Below are 14,473 nucleotides of genomic sequence, written 5' to 3'. Positions count from 1 at the left end.
TTGTTTCAACCTTAAAAAATAGCATTATATGGCAATATCTTTAAAAGGAGATCAAGAGATTAGTAGTGTTCCTACAATTAAAAGCAAAGCGCTAAGAATTAATTTAAATAGAGATATTTACGGAACTTTTGCTGAGATTGGCGCAGGACAAGAAACTGCTCGTAACTTTTTTAGATCTGGAGCTGCTTCAGGAACAATAGCAAAAGCAATGAGTGCTTATGATAAAGATTTTTCTGATGCTATTTATGGCGTGGAAGAAGACAATCGTTATGTAACACAGCCGCGTTTAAAAAAAATGTTAGGTCACGAAATCGATTTAATGGAAGATCGATTAAGCAGACAAAAACATCCAGATAAATTATTCTTTAGTTACGCCAACACAGTAACTACTATAGATTTTGCAAAACAATTTAAAGGACACGGTTGGGTAGGAATTCGTTTTCAACTAGATCCTTTAGAGGGCTACAATGAAATTGTTTTACACTTACGTTTTAAAGAAACGGATGCTCGTTTACAGCAAGAAACCTTAGGTATTTTAGGTGTAAATCTAATTTATGGTGCTTTTTATCTGAATGATAATCCTAAAGATTTAGTAAAATCTTTTTACGACAACTTAAGCAATGACCAGTTAGAAATTGATATGATTAATTTTGCTGGACCTCGTTTTATGTATGTAGACAACCGTTTAATGAGTTTACAATTGCTGAAAAATGGTATGACAAATGCCGTTATGTTCGGCCCCGACGGAAATAACTTATTACCAGCACAAGTTTTATATAAGAAAAACATTTTAGCTTTACGTGGAAGTTTTAGACCTGTTACTAAGGTAAATATGGACATGTATGAAAAGTCTAAAAAAATATTTTTATCAGAAAATAAAGTAGAAGAAAGTAAAACTCAAGTAATTTTCGAGATTACCCTAAGTAACCTAACTTCTGAAGGTAAAATTAATGAAAGAGATTTCTTAGACAGGGCAGAATTACTTTGCTCTCTAGGACAAAATGTAATGATTACAAGCTTTCAACAGTACTTTAAATTGGTAGAATATTTTAGTGAATTTACCAAAGAAAGAATGGGCTTAACCATGGGAGGTCAAAATCTTATAGAACTTTTTGATGAGAAATATTACCGTAATTTAAGTGGAGGAATCTTAGAAGCTTTTGGTAAATTATTTTACAGAGACTTAAAAGTATATACCTATCCTTATCATGATACGAAATCTGACGAGTACATTACAATAGAAAAACTTAAGGTTCACCCAAGAATGAAAGAACTATACAAGTTCTTTAAAAACAACGGAAAACTGGTTAATATTGATGATTTTGACAAAGATATCTTAGATATTTTTTCTCGTACTATCTTAAAAATGATTTTAAACGGAGAAAAAGGTTGGGAAGAAATGTTACCTGAAGGAATTTCTGATACTATAAAGCAAAAAAGACTTTTTGGTTACTCTAGAACAAGAGTGAGAAAATAAGCATTAAACCTTTTATTACTATTTAAGTCTAAACTTTATAAACTATTATAGTTGACAGACGAAACTATTTTAATAGAACAATTAAAAAATGTTCAGACTAAAGACAAAGCATTTAGAGAGCTTATAACTCTCTATAAAGAACGCTTGTATTGGCATATCCGTAAAATTGTGATTTCTCATGATGATGCAGATGATGTTTTACAAAATACGTTTATTAAGGTTTTTAAAAATATAGATAAGTTTAACCAAGAGAGTAAGTTATTTTCTTGGATGTACAGAATTGCAACCAATGAATCTATCACTTTTATAAACAAAAGAGCTAAAAAACGAAGTTTAGACATTACTGATTACCAACAAGAATTAGCATCTACTCTAGCGAGTGATGATTTTTATACAGGTGATGAAATTCAAATTATTTTACAAAAAGCAGTTGCAACATTACCACAAAAGCAACAACTTGTTTTTAACATGAAATATTTTGATGAAATAAAATATGATCAAATGTCTGAAATTTTAGAAACCTCTGTTGGAGCTTTAAAAGCTTCTTATTTTCACGCAGTTAAGAAAATTGAACTTTATATAAAAAAAGAAACCAATTAAACCTTTCTATAAATAAAAGGTCTAAAGAGTATCATGGAAAACAAGATTAAAAATAGCGAAGAGTATTTAAACTCAATATTAGGAAAGAAAAATAGTTTTTCGCTTCCTAAAAACTATTTTGATACAATTGAAGATGCTATTGATACAAAATTAGCAGAAGAGAATCTGACTAAAGAAAATGGTTTTACAACACCAGATAACTACTTTAAAGATTTAGAAGATAATATTCTATCTAAAGTTTCAGAGCCGAAAAAAGAAGCTAAAGTTATTTCTTTTAAAGAAAGAATTTTAAAAATAATTCCTATTGCTGCTGCAGCATCAATCATTTTATTTATCGGTTTAAATTCTTTTGAGTTTAACAAGACAGAAGAACTAACCATAGATTCATTATCTGATGATGACATGGAGTTTTGGTTAAATTCTGCTACTATACATACTAATGACATTGCTATTGTATTAGAAAATGACCTTTTAGAAGAGAGTGACTTTTATTTTTCATCTTTAGAAGATGAAAACATTGAAGATTATATAAATTCTATAGACAACACTTCATTTTTAAATGAAATAAACTAAAATTAAGAATATGAAAAAAATTATAACCCTTATTTGCATTACCCTTTTTTGTACTCTTACCTTGTCTGCTCAAGATAAGCAAGGAAGTAAAGAGAAAATTAAAGCTCTAAAAATATCTTATTTAACAGAACAATTAAATTTATCTCCTAGCGAAGCTGAAAAGTTTTGGCCTATTTACAACACCTATAGTAAAGAACAGTATAGTTTAAGAAACATACTAAGGTCAGAAATTAAAAGAGCTATGATAGAAGGAGATATTAACTCGGTTTCTGAAAAAGAGGCAGAAAAATTAATAGCTTTAAAACTAGACACAGATCAAAAAATTTATGAATCTCAAAATGATTTTATAAATAACGTAAAAAAAGTAATTTCTTATAAAAAGATTGTTAAACTACAGTTAGCAGAAATGGAGTTTGGCAGAAAACTAATGAGTAAATACAAACATAGGAGATCAGAATCTAAAAATTAAACAAAAAAAAGGAAGCTAAATGCTTCCTTTTTTTTTGTTACTTAATTAATGCCATGCAAGAATATAATTCTGGTTTATTAGAAGTAAACTGTCTTAACCAAATCGTTAGCTCATCTACTTCATAAGGTAACAATCGACTTAAGGCCTTTTCTAGTTCTTTACAAAACAAATCTGAATTAAAACTTACCTTTTTTAGTACGGTTTTAGTGTACTCAAACATTGCTCTAGCCATTTCTATTAATTAAATTAGACAATAAACACAACTACTAAATCGTTATAGTAGCTTTACCAAAAGTAACGAAAAAAACCATCATTTTATAAATGATGGTCTTAAATTATGCTTAAAAAATTGTTAAGATTATAATGTATTAATCTTTTCAACTAATCCTTTCGCTTTTTCTTCTAATTCTAGGTTGATTGCTTTAAAGTGCGCTTTTTTGTTTTCTACCTTACTGTTGTTAACTTTAGCAACTAAAGTGTCAAAAGTTTCGATAGCTTCATCAATAATCGCTTCTCCCTTTTCTGGTGCATTTTTTAAGATTGAAACATCTAATGCATATTCGATAACATCACCTAAAACGTAATTGATATCTTTTTTTAAGTTTTTTATACTTGCCATAACTTCTTTAAAATTTAATTTTGCAAAGTTAGGTGTTTTTATCTAATTGTTTCTGATATTCTTCAAAAAATAAACCAATATGATATCCGTCTACTAATGCATGGTTTGCAGCAATAGCTACAGGCATCATTATTCTATCGTTTTCTTGATAAGTTTTACCAAAAGATAACTTTGGTATACTTTCATTTTTAACTCCAGAAACAGGTTCTTTTTGACTCGTAAATGTAAACCAAGGCAAAGCCGAACAATAAATACAACTATCTGATACTATTGGAGGAAATAAATCTGTAGAATTTAAAATTCGTTCTTTCTCCTCTAAAAAGTTCTTATTGAATATTTCTAAATCTTCTGCATAATGAATAAAAGAAAACCCAAAAGTATGGTCTTCTCTTGCAATGGTTGCCGAAGCATGAATCGTATCGCAAATAAAAACTTTATCTTCTTGTATTCTGTATTTAAAATTCTCTATGCTGTTTAACGCTACCAAACAAGCATGCAAATACATGGCAAAGAACGATTTTTTTTCCAATTTTGACCTTTTGTATAACGTAGTAACATCAACATTAACCGTTACTCCAAAAAAAGGATCTTCTAAATTTCTAAAATGTTCGTAATGTTGTTTCCTATTCCAGTTTTCAATATTTAAATACTTCATAAAAAGGGAACGATATCTTTAATGTTAGTAACTGTTTTGTACTCTGAATCAGATTTTTCTTGATCACTCACTTCTTCATGAACCCAAGTGGTATGAAACGGAACATGAATTGCAGATGCTCCTAAAGCAACTAATGGTAAAACATCTGATTTTAACGAATTGCCAATCATTAAAAATTCTGATGGCTTGATATCTAAGTGCTTTATTAATTTCTTATAATCTTTCGCCTTCTTATCACTCATCACTTCTATGTGATGAAAATATTTTAGCAAATTAGATTTCTCTAGCTTTCTTTCTTGATCTAACAAATCTCCTTTGGTAGCAACAATTAACTTATATTTTCCTTGAAGCGATTGCAACACCTCTTCTACTCCATCTAGCAACTCTATAGGTTTATCTAACATCTCTTTACCGATTTCTAAAATTGCGGCTATTGTTTTTTGATTCACGTTATAATTAGAAAGCTCTAAAGCACATTCTACCATCGATAAAATAAAACCTTTTACACCATAACCATAATATACTAAGTTTTTAATTTCTTTCTTAAAAAGCTCTTGGTCTATTTTATTTTCGGTCTCGTACTTTGCTAATAATTTTGCAAATTGATGTTCTGCATCTCTAAAATAAGTTTCGTTTACCCACAAAGTATCATCCGCATCAAAAGCAATTACCTTTATGTTGTTACTTATTTTCATGATTTATAATTTTAAAAATTGAATAGCTTTTTCTAAATCTTCCGGAGTGTCTATGCCTACAGCTTCTACATCCGTTTCTACCATTTTAATCTTTTTACCAATTTCCTGGTATCTAATGGCTTCTATTTTTTCTGCAGCTTCCAATGGTGTCATTGGCGTATTGTAAAAATCTATTAATGCTTGCTTTCTAAAAGCATACACGCCTTTATGTTTATAATACTTAACAGCAATGTCTTTATCTCTATGAAACGGAATTACACTTCTAGAAAAATAAATTGCCAAATTATCTACATCGGTAATTACCTTAACATTATTAGGGTTTTCTATATCTTCTTTATTGGTAATTTGTACTTTTAAAGAAGCTAAATCTATCTCTTTTTTATCGTCTTTTTTAAAGACATCAATTAATTTAGATAATGAAACCTCATCAATAAAAGGTTCATCTCCCTGAACATTAATTACAATATCTGCTTCAATATTTTCTACTGCTTCGGCAATTCTATCAGAACCACATTCGTGTTCTTTGGTACTCATAATTGCTTTTCCGCCTGCTTTTTCTATGGTTTCAAAAATAATATCAGAATCTGTTACAATAAAAACATCATCAAATAAATTGGTATGCAATGCGGCTTCATACGTTCTTAAAATAACAGGTTTCCCTCCTAAATCTTTCATTAACTTTCCTGGGAAACGAGATGCACTATATCGTGCAGGAATCATGGCAATTATTTTCATAAATTATATTTAAAAGGTACTTGTAAAGTGATTACTCTCCAGAATAACGCACAAAGTTTCTTCGTGTTTCGTATAAAGTTACTTCTATTTCTAAGTTTGCTGGTATGTGAGCTCTTAATTTGTTATAAATAATTATTGAGATGTTTTCTGCCGTTGGATTTAAGTTTTTAAATTCTGGAACTTCAATATTTAAATTTTTATGATCAAAAGGCTCTTCTATTTCTACTTTAATCAATTCTCTTAGCACCCCTAAATCATATACAAAACCAGTAATAGGATCTACTTCACCAAACAATGCCACAATCATTTCATAATTATGACCATGGTAATTTGGGTTGCTGCATTTACCAAATACTTCTGCATTTTTCTCATCCGACCACTCTGAATTAAACAGTCTGTGTGCCGCATTAAAATGTGCTCTTCTATAAACTTTTACTTTAGGCATTTTTTAATTTTTCAAAAGATTTATCAAAAATAATTTTAAACCACTCTGTATATTCATTTGGATTGTTCTCCATGTCTTTTTTAACATCAAGTAAAGTCATCCACTTATAAGCTTCTACTTCTTCTTTATTTATTTTTGGAGCATCGTTATAATAACCAACCATCACATGATCAAACTCATGCTCTGTTAAACCATTATCAAAAGGTGCTTTGTACATAAACGAAAAAACTTCTTTTATTTCCGTAACAAACCCCATTTCTTCCATTAATCTTCTTTTACCTGCAGCTAAGTTTGTTTCTCCATCTCTTTGATGAGAACAACAGGTATTTGTCCATAATAAAGGCGAATGATATTTATGTGCAGCTCTTTGTTGCAGCATTAACTCTCCTTTATCATTAAAAACAAAAACTGAGAAAGCTCTATGCAATAATGCTTTTTCATGTGCTTCCATTTTTGCCATCAATCCAATCGGATTGTCTTTTTCATCTACTAAAACTACTTGTTCTTCCATATTCGCAAAAATAAGAAAATCAACGAGTATTAAATCATAAAATAATTACAAAACCCATAAGAGTTTTCTATTCTTTTATATTGATAACATATATTTGTAATTCTTAACATCTAATTTGTTTTATGAAAATTTTCCTAAAAGCCCTTTTTATAGTTGCCATAATTGCATTTTATCAATGTAAAGATGAAAAGAAACCTGTAGAAAAACAAACCAATAAAAATAAACTAGAAGAGAAGGTTGTAAAAGCTTGGGATAGTCTAAATAGTGAAAACACAGAGGCTTTTTTAACCGAATTCGGCAAACAAAACCCAGAAACCATTGTAGAAATTACAACCGATTTTGGCAAAATAAAATTGCGTTTATTTGAGGATGTGCCTATTCATAGAGCAAATTTTATCTTCTTAACCAAAATAAAATATTTTAACACCACTGTTTTTTATAGAATTGCTAAAAACTTTGTGTTACAAGGTGGTAATTCTGATGAAATGTACACCCAAAGAGAACGAAGAAAATACGGGAACTATCTGTTAGAACCGGAATTTAGAAATAACAGAAAACATAAATATGGTGCATTGGCTGCTGCCAGACAATGGGACAATAATCCTAATAAATTATCAAGTCCTTTTGAGTTTTATATCGTTCAGAGTAAGAGAGGTGCTCATCATTTAGATAATGAACATACTGTTTTTGGCGAAGTTATTTCTGGTTTTGATACCATGACAAAAATGTCTAAAGTTGAAGTTGGCGTAGATGAATGGCCTGTTGATGATGTAAAAATGCACATCGAAATTATAGAATAAAGAGTTATTTCACAGAAATTTGTTAAGAAATCACACTATTAATGTCTATTAAAAAGACATAAGACCGCTACACTAAAAGACACAAGAAACAAAACTTACTCAAATAACTATTTTTGAGTGTTTTGTCTGTTAAAAGAAAAAGCAAAAAAAAACTGTAAAACAAGTATCTTTTTTTTCTTTTTATCACCAATCAACAGCCTTTTGTCAAGGATACTAGACATGGTTCTAAAACAAATATTTTTCATTTAGAAACAAACCTAAGGGAGTTGAATCCTTAGCTATCGATCTGCAATTAAAATCACTAAAAAAATTATAGAATAAACCCTATATTTGCACCTCAAATTTTGTAGATGACATTTTTAGAAGAGATAGCTCGTAGAAGAACTTTTGGTATTATATCGCATCCGGATGCTGGTAAAACAACTTTAACAGAAAAATTGTTACTATTTGGTGGTGCAATTCAAGAAGCAGGTGCTGTAAAAAATAATAAGATAAAAAAGGGAGCAACTTCCGATTTTATGGAGATTGAACGTCAGCGTGGTATTTCTGTTGCTACTTCTGTTTTAGCTTTCATTTATCAAGATAAAAAAATAAACATTTTAGATACTCCTGGTCACAAAGATTTTGCTGAGGATACTTTTAGAACTTTAACTGCTGTAGATAGTGTTATTGTGGTAATTGATGTTGCAAAAGGTGTAGAACCACAAACCGAGAAATTGGTGGAAGTTTGTAGAATGAGAAAAATTCCGATGTTGGTTTTTATCAACAAGTTGGATAGAGAAGGAAAAGATGCCTTCGATTTATTAGACGAAGTTGAGCAAAAATTAGGTTTAACTGTTACCCCAATGAGTTTTCCTATAGGAATGGGATATGATTTTAAAGGAATCTATAATATTTGGGAAAAGAAATTAAATCTTTTTTCTGGTGATAATAAAACTTCTATTTCTGAAGGTGTTGAGTTTGATGATTTATCAAACCCAGAACTAGATACTATCGTTGGTAAAAAAGCAGCCGATACTTTACGTGAAGAAATAGAATTGATTAGTGAAGTGTATCCAGAATTTAATCGAAATGATTATTTAGAAGGAAATTTACAACCTGTATTTTTTGGTTCTGCTTTAAATAATTTTGGTGTAAAAGAATTATTAGATGCATTTATTAACATTGCTCCTGCTCCACAGCCTAAAAAAGCTGAAGAGCGTTTAGTAGATTCTAAAGAGAAAAAAATGACTGGTTTTGTGTTTAAAATCCATGCAAACATGGATCCAAAACATAGAGATAGACTTGCTTTTATTAAAATTGTATCGGGAACTTTTAAAAGAAATGCGCCTTATTTACATGTTAGAAATGGCAAAAAAGTAAAATTTTCTAGTCCGAATGCATTCTTTGCAGAGAAAAAAGAAATTGTAGAAGAATCTTTTCCTGGAGATATTGTAGGAATTCATGACACTGGTAACTTTAAGATTGGAGATACCTTAACTGAAGGAGAAGAGTTGAATTTTAAAGGAATTCCTAGTTTTTCTCCAGAACATTTCCGTTACGTAAATAACGCAGACCCAATGAAATCTAAACAATTATATAAAGGTTTAGATCAATTAATGGATGAAGGTGTAGCACAGCTATTTACTTTAGACATGAATGGTAGAAAAGTAATTGGAACTGTTGGTGCGTTACAATACGAGGTTATTCAATACAGACTAGAACACGAATATGGAGCAAAATGTTCTTACGAAAATTTAAGTGTTCACAAAGCATGTTGGGTAGAACCAGAAGATATAAAGAACGATGAATTTAAAGAATTTAAACGTGTTAAGCAACGTTATTTAGCAAAGGACAAACAAGGTCAGTTGGTGTTTTTAGCCGATTCTGAATTTACCATACAAATGACACAAAGTAAATATCCAACCGTAAAGTTGCATTTTACAAGTGAATTTAAAAAATAATTATGATGAAGAAATTTCTTTTTTTACTGCTAGCAACTCTCAGTTTTAATGGAGTTTCACAGACTTATAATTTATCAGATTTTAAACCTAAAGAATTACACAATTCTATTCGTTTAAATTATATTTTAATAGACCAACCAAATAAAACATACGATTATGGAGATGGTAGTACCTACACACTTCAACCAAGAATGGGGTTATTTGGATTAAATTATAATTTTCCTTTAAATGATTGGTTATATACAGGTGCTGGTTTTCACGGAGCAGTATATGGAGATCAAGGTGGTTTATTTACTTTAGGAGTAAATTTAGGTGTAAACACTCAACTTTATAAAAACTTATATTTCGATGCCAACGTACATATAGGAGGTGGTGGTGGTTTTAGAAGCTTAGTTGATGGCGGTGGAATTATCTACCCAAATATCGGTTTACAATATAAAAATAACGGATATGCATTTGGTTTGCAATATGGTTATGTAAACTTTTTTACCGGAATTCAAAAAGGAGATAATATTTCCTTTTTTGTAGAAATACCAACCTCGTTAAGAACTACATCTTACAAACATGCTCAAAAACATTTTACAGTTAACGATGAAACTAAAGATAAAGTTTGGACTAAACCTGCTGTAAAAAGTGTACAACAAATTACTTTTGATTACCTTTTTCCAATAGGATCTTCAAGAAACGATGGTCTTGGAAACTTTAATAATACAACTCCAATTACCCAAACATTAAGCCTTTTAGGTTTTGAGTACCAACGTTATTTAAATAAAAACACCTTTGTTTACGCACATGTAGATGCCATGTATGGTGGTTTAAGAGCTGGTTTTATGGATGTTTTTTTCGGTATTGGTAAAAACTTTGTAGAAACAGAATATGTAAACTTTTTTGCCAAAGCAGGAATTGGTGCTGCAGGAGGTAGAATTTTTCCTGAAGGCGGTTTAACCATGTACCCAAGTGTTGGTGCAGATGTAAAAGTTACCAAAAATTTTGGTTTAGGTCTTCATGGTGGTTATCATAAATCTGTTAGTGGTACTTTTGAAGCATATACAGCCGGTTTTAGTTTAAAATATTATGGTTTAAGTGGCGGAATAAAAGATCCTTACACAGCAGAAAAAATTAAATATATAAAAACCCAAGGAATACAAATTGGTGTGCAAAATCAAACTTATTTTGATGTTGCCATTCTTGATAGATCTTACAAAGAACATGATTTAGAGTTAATAGCACTAAAAGTTAATTACGATCTAAACCATCGTTTTTATATAGCCGGAGAAGCTTCTTTTGCTTATTTAGGTGGTGCAGGTGGTTATGCTCATGGAATTTTTGGATTAGGAATAAAATCAAATAAATTTTTAAATAACAATTTTTCATTATTTGCAGAAGCTGCAGCAGGTGTTGCAGGTGGCGGTGGTGTAGATTCTGGCGAAGGTGTTTTAGTAAGACCAACCGCAGGTATTAATTATCATTTAAACGATAACTTTTCGTTTACAGCTTCGGGCGGACAAATGTGGTCTCCTAATGGCAACGTAAACTCAACAAATTTAAATATTGGTTTTACCTATGGTTTATCAATTTTAAATGCTAAAAAATAATGTATCCTGAACTTGTTTCAGAATCTTATCAATAACAATAAAATCTTGATGCATTTCAAGGTTATTAGTAATGTCAGTTCGAGCGCAGTCGAGAACTATTAAATGAATAAAACATCTCGACTGCGCTCGAGAAAACAAAAAAGTAAATTAAAAGATTATGAATAACGGAATTTATGCAAAATTCACCACTCCAAAAGGTGAGATTTTAGTACAATTAGAACACGAAAAAGCTCCTGGAACTGTTGGTAATTTTGTTGCTTTAACAGAAGGAAATTTAGAAAATGCTGTAAAAGAGCAAGGAACTCCTTATTATGATGGATTAAAATTCCACAGAGTAATTCCAGAATTTATGGTACAAGGTGGTTGTCCACAAGGAACAGGAACTGGTAACCCAGGTTATAAATTTGATGATGAATTTCACCCAGATTTAAAACATGATGCTCCAGGAAAATTAGCAATGGCTAACTCTGGTCCTGCAACAAACGGAAGTCAGTTTTACATAACCCACGTACCTACTCCATGGTTAGACGGTAAGCATACTGTTTTTGGTTCTGTAATAGAAGGGCAAGATGTTGTTGATGCAATTGCTCAAGGAGATGAAATAACAACTGTAGAAATTATTAAAGTTGGTGCAGAAGCAGAAGCTTTTAATGCGGTAGAAGCTTTTAGAACTTTTGAAGGATCTAGAGAAAAGCGTGAAGCAGAAGAAAAAGCTAAACAAAAAGCATTGTTAGATACGGTTGCTGCTGGTTATGATGAAACTGCAAGTGGTTTACGTTACCAGATTTTACAAAAAGGAACAGGAAAAAAAGCTACTAAAGGAGCTGGAGTATCTGTACACTACAAAGGTCAATTATTAGATGGTACTGTATTCGATTCTTCTTACAAGAGAAAAGAACCAATCGATTTTAATGTTGGTGTAGGTCAGGTTATTTCTGGTTGGGATGAAGGAATTCAATTATTACAAGTAGGAGACAAAGCTCGTTTTGTAATTCCTTCTAATTTAGCATATGGTTCTGCTGGTGCAGGAGGAGTTATTCCACCAGATGCAACACTTATTTTTGATGTAGAATTAATGGCTGTAAAATAAGAATAACATTCTTTACAAGTTATATAATTACAAAAAGCTCTCTGATTTCAGGGAGCTTTTTGCATTTGGGGGTGCGTAATTAATAATAGTATATAAAGAAATTGACAACTATTTAAGAAAACACCTCAACCAATAAATATACCTACTATTAGGTATTGACTTATAAAAACAAAGTTTATAACTTGAGACCAACTAAAACTAACCTGATATGAAAAAAAAATTACTTATAATCTTCACCTTATCAACTATAAATTATGTTTCTAGTCAAAATATAGGAGTAGATAGTAATGGAGATCCTGTCTTTACATTTTATGATTTAAAAACTAATAGACTTGAATTTACTAGTAAAGAACCTTTATCTTATTCTCAATCATTTCGCAGATACAAACATCAATTTGTAGAAGATGTAAGCGGTGATAAAACAATTTCAAAATTAAGTGGCTTTCTGTTTAAAGCTTCTCTTTTAAACTCAGGAAAAAACTTTAATATTAATAAGTTAAATGATTTAAATCTTGGACTAGGACTAGAACTAGGTTGGCAGAAAACAATGGAAGACCTTAAGGACTTAAAAAAAACACCTAGAGGAGCGTATACATTTGGAGGAAACATATTTCTTAAAATAGATAATGTTGATTTATACGATACAAATTTGAATACTGAAGAAAATCGATATCCAAATACAATCGGTATGAATTTAAATTATAACTATTTATTTAAAAATTCTAAAAGCATTATTTCTTTAAATGCTACTTTATCAAGAGGTTGGAATGAGAAAGAGTTACTAGACTATCAAGATATTGGAGAAACAACAATAACAGATGAATTAGTCGCTCTTAAAGAATTTAAAGGAAAATACGGTACAATAGATAATAATATAAATAAATTTAGATTAGCTGTAAGTTATCCTTTTTATGTAAAATATATAAATCCAGTTCCATATTTAAGTTGGTCTACACAAAATAATGCTTCTCCCACATATGGATATGGAATGCTATTAAATTTCCTTACAAATCCTTTGGAAAAAGATTATAAAATTCCTGCAACTTTAGGAATTGGAATTAATAAAATTTACGAAAAACAAGAATGGCAATCTGCAACAATCTATATTGCTGGTACTATCAAAATCGGAAAATATAAATAACTTATGCCAACACTCTATATAATTTATTGCTAACTTCTCGCCTACTTACGAAAGTCCTCGCGGACTTTCTTGGTCGTTAATTATTTACTAAATTAGTTGCTTAAACCACGCAACAAACCATATACAAACACGTTACAAAAAGCTCTCTGATTTTAGAGAGCTTTCTCTATGTAAAAAGAATTTTAAATCTAAAATAAGCTTCTCTAATACCGTATGAATTTTAAAGTTTTTCTGAAACTCATTTTTTATAAATTGATACCCTATAAACTTTTGTTAATAAGTTGAAAAAATTGTTTAAACATTTAAATAACATACACTTGCTATTTACTGTACATTTATACTACCAAATTCTTCCCATTTCCTATGAAAGAATTTCTGAAAAAATCAAATATATTACTATGTATATCCCTTTTTAAATAATGGATATACGTAATTAAAGTTATCATATATAGAAGTTGGGCTTAATTTATGAAAAATCTAATTTTAATAAAAATAGGTGAATCAAAATACATTAACGATATGTATGAGAACGAATATTTATATTTTAAAAGTTTAAAAGAATTTAGAAGTAATTCAGAAGACCAAACAGGAAGATTAGACCCGAAAGAATTAAATGTAAGTAATACGCAAATAAATAACTTAACACTAACAACAAATAACAAGGAAATAGAATTACATAAAGTTTTCAAAAATTTTGAAGGTCAATTAATGAAAAACTTAGATAACCCTGAAATTAATTGTTGTTCACTTAATTGGTTAGTTCTTGAAACTGGTAAAAAAAGTAGATTTTTTGAAAAAAAACTACTCGAAATGGGAAACAAAGCTCTGTTAATATTAGATTGGAAAAAATTCTTTGAAATTCTTGATAGAGAAATTGAAAAAATGAATTATAATTTTTCTAGGAAAAAAGTAACATATTATTCTCCTAAAATTCATAACGGAGAAATCTCATTACATCACAAAGATGAAAAGTTTGAATATCAAAATGAATATCGAATATTAATTTCACCTACGAAAAATGAACCAATAAACATTCCTTTGCCAGGTTTGAAAGAAATTAGCACTGTAATAGATTCTAGTAATTTGAATAAATTAATCATTAAATAAAAAACTAAGCCCAACACC

The 14,473-nt window shown here is 30.0% G+C and carries 17 protein-coding genes; 10 read left to right on the top strand and 7 right to left on the bottom strand.

Annotated elements, in window-relative coordinates:
* Positions 1-28 precede the first annotated feature (28 nt).
* The 4 genes from H0I29_RS12930 to H0I29_RS12915 are packed head-to-tail and all read left to right on the top strand — an operon-like array spanning position 29 to position 3,119.
* Positions 29-1,477, top strand: a complete 1,449-nt coding sequence (locus tag H0I29_RS12930; RefSeq protein WP_218733076.1) for a TonB-dependent receptor — start codon at positions 29-31, stop codon at positions 1,475-1,477.
* A gap of 51 nt (positions 1,478-1,528) precedes the next feature.
* Positions 1,529-2,077 carry an RNA polymerase sigma factor gene (locus tag H0I29_RS12925; RefSeq protein WP_218733075.1) on the top strand — a complete coding sequence of 183 codons (549 nt, stop codon included), beginning with the start codon at positions 1,529-1,531 and terminating at the stop codon, positions 2,075-2,077.
* Between the two features lie 33 nt (positions 2,078-2,110).
* Positions 2,111-2,650 carry a hypothetical protein gene (locus H0I29_RS12920; RefSeq protein ID WP_218733074.1) on the top strand — a complete coding sequence of 180 codons (540 nt, stop codon included), beginning with the start codon at positions 2,111-2,113 and terminating at the stop codon, positions 2,648-2,650.
* Positions 2,651-2,660: 10 nt separating this feature from the next.
* Positions 2,661-3,119, top strand: coding sequence for a sensor of ECF-type sigma factor (locus tag H0I29_RS12915; protein WP_218733073.1), 459 nt, complete (start codon positions 2,661-2,663; stop codon positions 3,117-3,119).
* A 37-nt stretch (positions 3,120-3,156) separates the two neighbouring features.
* Here the strand turns inward: H0I29_RS12915 and H0I29_RS12910 are convergent, their stop codons facing one another.
* From H0I29_RS12910 to idi, 7 genes are all read right to left on the bottom strand, one after another.
* Positions 3,157-3,351, bottom strand: a complete 195-nt coding sequence (locus H0I29_RS12910) for a hypothetical protein (RefSeq protein ID WP_165730274.1) — start codon at positions 3,349-3,351, stop codon at positions 3,157-3,159.
* Positions 3,352-3,477: 126 nt separating this feature from the next.
* The gene (locus H0I29_RS12905; protein WP_165730272.1) at positions 3,478-3,738 is read right to left on the bottom strand and encodes a hypothetical protein; all 261 of its coding nucleotides are present in this window, start codon (positions 3,736-3,738) and stop codon (positions 3,478-3,480) included.
* A gap of 28 nt (positions 3,739-3,766) precedes the next feature.
* Positions 3,767-4,393 carry a chloramphenicol acetyltransferase gene (locus H0I29_RS12900; RefSeq protein WP_218733072.1) on the bottom strand — a complete coding sequence of 209 codons (627 nt, stop codon included), beginning with the start codon at positions 4,391-4,393 and terminating at the stop codon, positions 3,767-3,769.
* Positions 4,390-5,088, bottom strand: coding sequence for an HAD family hydrolase (locus H0I29_RS12895; RefSeq protein WP_218752672.1), 699 nt, complete (start codon positions 5,086-5,088; stop codon positions 4,390-4,392). The genes H0I29_RS12900 and H0I29_RS12895 overlap by 4 nt, the downstream gene beginning before the upstream one ends.
* Positions 5,089-5,091: 3 nt before the next feature.
* Entirely contained in the window at positions 5,092-5,823 is a 732-nt protein-coding gene (gene kdsB, locus H0I29_RS12890) for a 3-deoxy-manno-octulosonate cytidylyltransferase (RefSeq protein ID WP_218752670.1), read from the bottom strand.
* 31 nt (positions 5,824-5,854) lie between these two features.
* Positions 5,855-6,268: a 6-carboxytetrahydropterin synthase gene (locus H0I29_RS12885; RefSeq protein ID WP_218752668.1), complete on the bottom strand. Its 414-nt coding sequence runs from the start codon at positions 6,266-6,268 to the stop codon at positions 5,855-5,857.
* On the bottom strand, positions 6,261-6,779 hold the full coding sequence (gene idi, locus H0I29_RS12880; protein ID WP_218752666.1) for an isopentenyl-diphosphate Delta-isomerase: 519 nt from the start codon (positions 6,777-6,779) through the stop codon (positions 6,261-6,263). Before idi ends, H0I29_RS12885 begins: the two co-directional genes overlap by 8 nt.
* 122 nt (positions 6,780-6,901) lie before the next feature.
* Here idi and H0I29_RS12875 point away from each other — a divergent pair, with 122 nt between their 5' ends.
* From H0I29_RS12875 to H0I29_RS12850, 6 genes are all read left to right on the top strand, one after another.
* Positions 6,902-7,579 carry a peptidylprolyl isomerase gene (locus tag H0I29_RS12875; protein WP_218752664.1) on the top strand — a complete coding sequence of 226 codons (678 nt, stop codon included), beginning with the start codon at positions 6,902-6,904 and terminating at the stop codon, positions 7,577-7,579.
* 350 nt (positions 7,580-7,929) lie between these two features.
* Positions 7,930-9,522, top strand: a complete 1,593-nt coding sequence (locus H0I29_RS12870) for a peptide chain release factor 3 (RefSeq protein WP_218733067.1) — start codon at positions 7,930-7,932, stop codon at positions 9,520-9,522.
* A gap of 2 nt (positions 9,523-9,524) precedes the next feature.
* Positions 9,525-11,117, top strand: coding sequence for a hypothetical protein (locus H0I29_RS12865; protein ID WP_254712626.1), 1,593 nt, complete (start codon positions 9,525-9,527; stop codon positions 11,115-11,117).
* Positions 11,118-11,274: 157 nt separating this feature from the next.
* Positions 11,275-12,207: a peptidylprolyl isomerase gene (locus tag H0I29_RS12860; RefSeq protein WP_218733065.1), complete on the top strand. Its 933-nt coding sequence runs from the start codon at positions 11,275-11,277 to the stop codon at positions 12,205-12,207.
* Positions 12,208-12,415: 208 nt separating this feature from the next.
* Positions 12,416-13,348 (top strand): hypothetical protein, encoded by a 933-nt coding sequence (locus tag H0I29_RS12855; protein WP_218733064.1) that lies wholly within the window; start codon positions 12,416-12,418, stop codon positions 13,346-13,348.
* Positions 13,349-13,816: 468 nt separating this feature from the next.
* Positions 13,817-14,455, top strand: coding sequence for a hypothetical protein (locus tag H0I29_RS12850; RefSeq protein WP_218733063.1), 639 nt, complete (start codon positions 13,817-13,819; stop codon positions 14,453-14,455).
* Positions 14,456-14,473: the final 18 nt, after the last annotated feature.

Origin of the sequence: Polaribacter sp. R2A056_3_33, from assembly GCF_019278485.1 — a bacterium.
Classification (GTDB): Bacteria; Bacteroidota; Bacteroidia; order Flavobacteriales; family Flavobacteriaceae; genus Polaribacter.
The sequence above is the reverse complement of the archived record's forward strand: the minus strand, read 5'-3'. Positions and strand labels throughout refer to the sequence as shown.